The organism is Dorea sp. BIOML-A1 (assembly GCF_009875615.1).
In the GTDB taxonomy this organism is placed as follows: domain Bacteria; phylum Bacillota; class Clostridia; order Lachnospirales; family Lachnospiraceae; genus Dorea_A; species Dorea_A amylophila.
This window is the reverse complement of the sequence record NZ_WWSA01000071.1, coordinates 1-1,031: the sequence shown is the minus strand read 5'-3', so window position 1 is coordinate 1,031 and position 1,031 is coordinate 1. Positions and strand designations below refer to the sequence as shown.

The 1,031-nt window shown below is 43.5% G+C and carries 1 protein-coding gene; it reads left to right on the top strand.

Annotated elements, in window-relative coordinates; all coding sequences use genetic code 11:
• The coding region (locus GT508_RS14370) for a DDE-type integrase/transposase/recombinase (RefSeq protein ID WP_161144525.1) at nt 1-811 on the top strand (811 nt) is incomplete at its 5' end.
• Nucleotides 812-1,031 lie beyond the last annotated feature (220 nt).

Genomic DNA, 1,031 nt, shown 5'->3' with positions numbered 1-1,031 from the left:
CGGCACAATAGAGTCTCTCCGCGATCGTTCACGCCGTCCCCATCACCATCCCAATCAGCATACACCTGAAGAAATCAAGCTGATCCAAGATATGCGTAGGCGCAATCCCCATTCTGGTCTGGTTGTCTTTTGGGTCAAACTTATGCAGCGCGGTTATAAACGTTCCATCCCAGGATTGTATCGTTTTCTGAAGAAACAGGGAATCTTGGCTCAAAAACTTCCGAATCCCAAATATATTCCGAAGCCTTATGAGCAGATGAAATATCCCGGACAGCGTATCCAGGTCGATGTGAAATTCGTTCCTGCATGTTGTCTTGTCAATAATGCGAAAGGAAAGAAATTCTATCAGTATACCGCCATTGATGAGTACTCCCGCTGGCGGTATGTGGAAGCTTTTGAAGAACACAGCACCTATTCATCCGCACAGTTCCTCAAGCATCTGATCCAACGCTTTCCTATGCCAATCGAATGCGTTCAGACAGACAACGGCGTGGAGTTTACAAAGCGCTTTTCCACTTCCGGCAAAGAAACATTGACTTTATTCCAACGGACTTTAAAAGAACTTGGCATCCAACATAAACTGATCCGACCCTTTACACCACGTCATAACGGAAAAGTGGAACGCAGCCACCGCAAGGATAATGAACGTTTTTATACCTCGCATACTTTCTATTCCTTTGAGGATTTTTCCAAGCAGCTTCAAACCTATAACCGTAGGGATTATAACCAGTTTCCCATGAGACCTCTGGGGTGGAAATCACCACAAACTGTTCTGAGGGAATTTATTGATCGGGGTGTAACATATGTTTGACAAACCTACACATCGCGCAGACAATCTCCATTGCTCTGTAGGATTACAATACATGTGTTACAACTGAATAATTAAAAAGCGGAAATACCTTTTCTGTGTTATGCTTTAAGCTACCAAACCTAAACATTTAAGAAAGGAAGTATTCCCGCATGGCAAGTATAACACAAGATATGAGGTATCGTCTATCCCTGATCCGTTTCGCCGAAAAATATGGTGTCTC